This window comes from Vulcanococcus sp. DEBay_Sum22DG08_74, from assembly GCF_017852955.1.
In the GTDB taxonomy this organism is placed as follows: domain Bacteria; phylum Cyanobacteriota; class Cyanobacteriia; order PCC-6307; family Cyanobiaceae; genus Vulcanococcus.
Genome location: NZ_JAFMKL010000119.1, coordinates 1 through 4,745 on the forward strand (window position 1 = coordinate 1; position 4,745 = coordinate 4,745).

Genomic DNA, 4,745 nt, shown 5'->3' on the forward strand with positions numbered 1-4,745 from the left:
GCCACTGCTGCTGAGGTCCTGGGTCAGCCAGGCATTGGGCACGGCCCCCTCCAGGCTCCAGCCCTGGGGCGGCTGCTTGGCCCCCAGGCCATCTGCGGTCCGCTTCGGCCCGACGAGCTCAGGATTGAGCTGCAACATCAAGCTCGTCTCGACCTGTCCGGCGTGGAGGCCTTCACTGCGCTCGGGCTCCTCGATCAGCTCTCCGATTCCCTTGGGGCCGCTCCAGAGGAAGCAGGGCAACACCCCAAGCGAGGGATGGGCGGCGCGCAGTTGTCGGGCGGCGACCTGGAGCAGGGCGATTTGACCGCCATGGCCGTTGAACAGCACCAGCCGCTCGAAGCCTGCCGCCGCCAGCTGGGCGCCAACGGTTTCGATGCTGCGGATCAGGAGCTCGGCCGGGAGGCTCAGGGTTCCTGGGAAGCCCAGGTGCTCCGGTGAAAAGCCGATGCTCTGCAGCGGCAGTCGCCAGATCGGAGCCTCCTGGGGGAAGGTCTCAAGCACCTGGTCAAGGATTTGCTCAGCGAAGAGCGCATCCGTTCCCAGGGGAAGGTGAGGACCGTGCTGCTCGAAGGCGCCAAAGGGCCAAACCACCGTGCTGCCGCAGGTCTGGGCGGCCGCCTGGAAGGCGGGCCAGGTCAGGCGCTCGAGGCGACGGGATCCCTGACAGGCGTATGCGTCGTCGCCCATGGGTCCGTCTTCGATCAAGGAGGGTCGTCCCTACAGTGTGGCGCTGTGCGTCTTTGCTTGGTCATGGCCGGTTCCGGCACTCCCCAGCCCCCCCAGCCCTTCTCCAAGCAGCAACCCACCTCGGCTCGTCCGGTGCCTCCGTCGCCTCAGCGTCCCGCTGCTGCGCCGCCGGTTCGCAAGCCGCCCCAGGTTCTGCAGATCAATAAGAAGGAAGAGCAGCTGCGCCTGGAGCGTGAAGCCGCTGAAGCCCGTGCCGCCGCCGAAGCCGCTGCCCAGCGGGCAGCTGAATTGGAAGACGCCGCACGGGCGGCCCGAGGTGAGGCGCCGGTCGCGCCCCAGCGCCCGGCGGCTTCCCCGGCATCAGGCGACGACGACCTGTTCGATATGAGCGGCTTTGAGGGGCTGTCCATGGCGGACCTGCTGGGCCCCGACGACCGCAACAAGGGTCGGCGCTCCGGTGGCTCCCGCATGGCGCAGCCCCAGTCCAAGCCGGCGGCGGTTCCTACCCGTTCGGTCGATGACTTCGACTTTGACGAGGAGGCCTTCCTGGCAGCCCTCGATGAGCAGGATTTCGTCGGCACCACCGGTGAAGTCGTCACCGGCACGGTGATCGGCATGGAGAGCGATGGTGTCTATGTCGACATCGGCGGTAAGGCTCCTGGCTTCATGCCCAAAAAGGAGTGTGCTCTGGGGGTGATCACCAACCTCAAGGAACGCTTCCCGAAGGGATTGACCGTTGAAGTGCTCGTCACCCGCGAGCAGAACGCCGATGGCATGGTCACCATCAGCGCCCGTGCCCTGGCCCTGCGCCAGAGCTGGGAGAAGGTTCGTGCCCTCGAGAAGGAAGGCAAGGTGCTCCAGGTGAAGGTCAACGGTTTCAACCGTGGTGGCATCACCTGTGATGTCGAAGGTCTGCGCGGTTTTGTGCCCCGCTCCCAGCTGCAGGAGGGTGAAAACCACGAGGCGCTGGTGGGCAAAACCCTCGGTGTGGCCTTCCTGGAGGTCAATCCGGACACCCGCAAGCTGGTGCTCTCTGAGAAGAAGGCGGCCACGGCGGCCCTGTTCCAGAACCTCGAGGTCGGTCAGCTGGTTGAGGGACAGGTGGTGGCCATCAAGCCCTATGGCCTCTTCGTGGACCTGGGCGGCATCAGCGGACTCCTGCACCACTCCGTGATTACGGGTGGTCAGATGCGTGATCTGCGCGAGGTCTTCGGCCAGGGCGATCGCGTGAAAGCACTGATTACTGAATTGGATCCCGGTCGCGGTCGCATCGCCTTGAACACTGCTCTGCTGGAGGGGCAGCCGGGTGAGTTGTTGATTGAGCGCGACAAAGTGATGGCGGAGGCCGCCGATCGCGCCAATAGGGCTCGTAACGTGCTGCGTCAGCAGGAACAATCCGCCGGATGATTCAGGCCACCGAGCCCGCGAGTCCTGCCCGCCTGCAGGCGGATTGGGAGCTGGATTACTACTCCCGTCCAATCCTGGAAGAGGACGGAAAGAAGCGCTGGGAGCTGCTGATTTGCAGTTCCCCCAATGCGGAGAATCCCGGTCGCGCCTTCCAGTGGGTCCTGAAGTGCCCGGCCTCCAGCGTCAACTCCCAGTGGCTGAAGTCCGCGTTGGAGCAGGCCTTGGAGCAGGCGGACGCTGAGGGGTTTGATCCCCCACGCAAGATCCGCTGCTGGCGTTCCTCGATGCGCACGATGGTGCAGCGGGCCTCCGAGCAGCTGGGCCTGGAACTGGTGCCGAGCCGCCGTTGCTATGCCCTGGTCGAGTGGCTCCAGGAGCGCGAAGCCACGGTTTACCCCGAGGAGGAGGGCTACATGGCGGGCCCCCTGGCTCCGCCGCCCCAGCCGATTCAGCCCGTGGCAGTTCCGCTGCCTGAGGCGGCCCGCGGCGACAGCTGGTCTTGGGCCTCCCTGCCGATCGGTGCCCTGCGGGAGGCGATGACCTGGGACACCAGCTTTGCTGGTCTGGTTCCCTTGCCGGAGTCGCTCGATGACGAGCTGATGGTGAGCGGTCTGCGCCTGTTCAGCGCGAGCCGCTCCTTGGCGATCGCTGGCTGGGTGTCGGGATTGGAGCCGGTGCGCCTCGAGGTCTGCGGTCAGCAACTGGTGCTGGAGGCGGGCCAAGAAGACCGATGGTTGCTGGGACAGTTGGAGTCAGACGAAGCTGAGGCTGCGGCCGCGGCATTCCTGGCCTCCCGCGGTCAAGCCGGTGGTGTGCAATTCCTGGCGATTCAATCCAGCCCGGATCAACCCGGTTTTGATGGCTTCTGGATCCTGCGGGACCTCCCCGATGCCTAGACGGTTGTATGGCTGAGGCCGTTGAGGCCCCCTTTGACCGCCCAGATGCAGGGTTTAACGCCCTAGAGGGCTGGACCTGGATCGGTTGCTACGGGGGCTATTACCTCCAGTCGAATCTGCTGGAGGCCTTTGAACATGGCTTCTTCACCCGCCAGTGGCAGGGCCGAGGCCCTGATGTGTTGGCCGGTTATGTCAGCGCTGGCATCAGCGTTCACCGGCCCCAGCAGGTTCACAGCGCGTTGGTGTTGCCGGCGAGTGAGGCCGTCGCGGAGCCCTGGCCCCAGGCCGATGGCTTGGTGTGCGATGCCGGTGGTCAGAGTCTCTGGGTCTGCGGCGCCGATTGCACTCCAGTGCTGCTGGCGGATCCGGAATCCGGACAGGTGGCGGCCTGCCATGCCGGCTGGCGTGGTGTGGCCGGGGGCATCGTTCAAGAGGCGATCCGGCAGCTGGAGCAGCGCGGCTGCCGCCGCCGTGACCTGCTGATTGCGTTGGGGCCAGCCATCAGCGGCCCCCAGTACCAGGTGGAACCGTCCGTGCCGGAAGCGATCGCTGAGCAGTTGCTGCAGGTGGATGCGTCCCTCACGCTCGAGGGGGCCCTGGCGGCGATGGAGGAGTGCGGTGCTCTGCTCGCCGATCCAGAGCCGCTGCGGCAGCGCCTCGATCTGCGGCTCGCCACCCGTTTGCTGCTCGAGCGCTTTGGTGTTCCCCCAGAGCAGATCAGTGTCTGCCCCCTGTGCACGGCATCAGAGCCGCTGCTGTTTCACTCCTGGCGCCGCGACCAGGTCAAGGCGGTGCAGTGGAGCGGCATCGTCTCCCAACAGTTGCCTAGTTGAACTCCAGGCTGAGCTGGCCGTTGTCGGTTTGGCTGCGCTTGGGTTTGCGTCTCTTCGGGGGGCTCTCCCCGGCTTCACCGGTCTCAGCCGAGCGCCTGAGGCTGAACCAGCTGAGCAGGGCCAGCCATCCCTCCTGGTCCAGTCGATCGAGGTCCACCGCCGCGGGGAAGAGCTCCGGTGCCCGGGGTTGGGCCCAGAGCACCTGGCTGCCGGCGATTTGATCACTGCCAAAGGGCGTGAGGTCAGCGGGCAACCGCGCCAAGGCGGAGGGAATGTCTCCGATGCCGTGGCGTGTGTTGCTCAACGCCTCCATCCGCGCCTGGCGCGCTTCCTCGTAGTTGAGCACTGGGGCGGGGTAGCCCGCGAAGGCCGGGGGCTCTCCGAGCTGGTCATTGGTGAGGCGCTCGAGTTGCGGCAGCCAGCGCCGGATGAAGAGGCCATGGGGGTCGCAGCGATTCACGGCCACCTGGCCGGGGTGATAGATCCGCGTCCAGGCTTTGCGGCCCCGATAGGTCGCCCCGGCCTGCATGGCCCATTGGTAGTGATCGATCGGGCAGTCCCCATCGATCAGGTGCCGCATGAAATGCAGGGCGCCGTAGCGCCAATCAATTCCGCAGAGGTTGCTGAGAAAGCTGGCGTAGATCGCTCGGCTGCGGAAGTTCAGCTCCAGCCATCCCCCGCCCCCCCGCAGGCAGTGGGCCGCGGCATCGACGATCGGGAAACCCGTGCGGCCCTCTTTCCAGGCTTCGTAGAGCTCGAGCTGTTGGGCGGAGAGCGCGCTCTCTTGGTCGAAGGCGCTCCAGAGGGAGCGCAGCTCCAGCTGGGGCAGGTAGCGGAAGCGCTGGTGAATGGAGCAGCCCCAGCGCAGGCGGCTGAACAGTTGTTGGATGCTGCGCAGGCGGCTGCGATCGGCGTTTTCCTT

5 protein-coding genes are annotated in these 4,745 nt (G+C 66.1%); 3 read left to right on the forward strand and 2 right to left on the reverse strand.

The window, feature by feature from the left end; genetic code table 11:
* Window positions 1-687 (reverse strand): creatininase family protein (locus tag QZ184_RS10130; protein ID WP_296419435.1); only part of this gene is annotated, 687 nt, incomplete at its 3' end.
* 63 nt (window positions 688-750) lie between these two features.
* Between QZ184_RS10130 and QZ184_RS10135 the strand changes: the two genes are divergently transcribed.
* Genes QZ184_RS10135 through pgeF form a run of 3 tightly spaced genes read left to right on the forward strand, consistent with a single transcriptional unit; the run spans window position 751 to window position 3,823 of the window.
* On the forward strand, window positions 751-2,094 hold the full coding sequence (locus QZ184_RS10135; RefSeq protein WP_296419437.1) for a S1 RNA-binding domain-containing protein: 1,344 nt from the start codon (window positions 751-753) through the stop codon (window positions 2,092-2,094).
* Window positions 2,091-2,990 (forward strand): Tab2/Atab2 family RNA-binding protein, encoded by a 900-nt coding sequence (locus QZ184_RS10140; RefSeq protein ID WP_296419440.1) that lies wholly within the window; start codon window positions 2,091-2,093, stop codon window positions 2,988-2,990. The genes QZ184_RS10135 and QZ184_RS10140 overlap by 4 nt, the downstream gene beginning before the upstream one ends.
* Window positions 2,991-2,998: 8 nt before the next feature.
* Entirely contained in the window at window positions 2,999-3,823 is an 825-nt protein-coding gene (gene pgeF / locus QZ184_RS10145; RefSeq protein WP_296419442.1) for a peptidoglycan editing factor PgeF, read from the forward strand.
* On the opposite strand, the gene QZ184_RS10150 is transcribed toward pgeF, so the two are convergent.
* On the reverse strand, window positions 3,816-4,745 hold a 930-nt coding region (locus QZ184_RS10150; RefSeq protein ID WP_296419445.1), incomplete at its 5' end, for an FAD-binding domain-containing protein. The genes pgeF and QZ184_RS10150 overlap by 8 nt on opposite strands.

Excerpts from the sequence above, each read along its gene's own strand:
- QZ184_RS10135 (WP_296419437.1), top strand. The coding sequence starts at position 751 with ATGGCCGGTTCCGGCACTCCCCAGCCCCCCCAGCCCTTCTCCAAGCAG.
- QZ184_RS10140 (WP_296419440.1), top strand. The coding sequence starts at position 2,091 with ATGATTCAGGCCACCGAGCCCGCGAGTCCTGCCCGCCTGCAGGCGGAT.
- pgeF (WP_296419442.1), top strand. The coding sequence starts at position 2,999 with ATGGCTGAGGCCGTTGAGGCCCCCTTTGACCGCCCAGATGCAGGGTTT.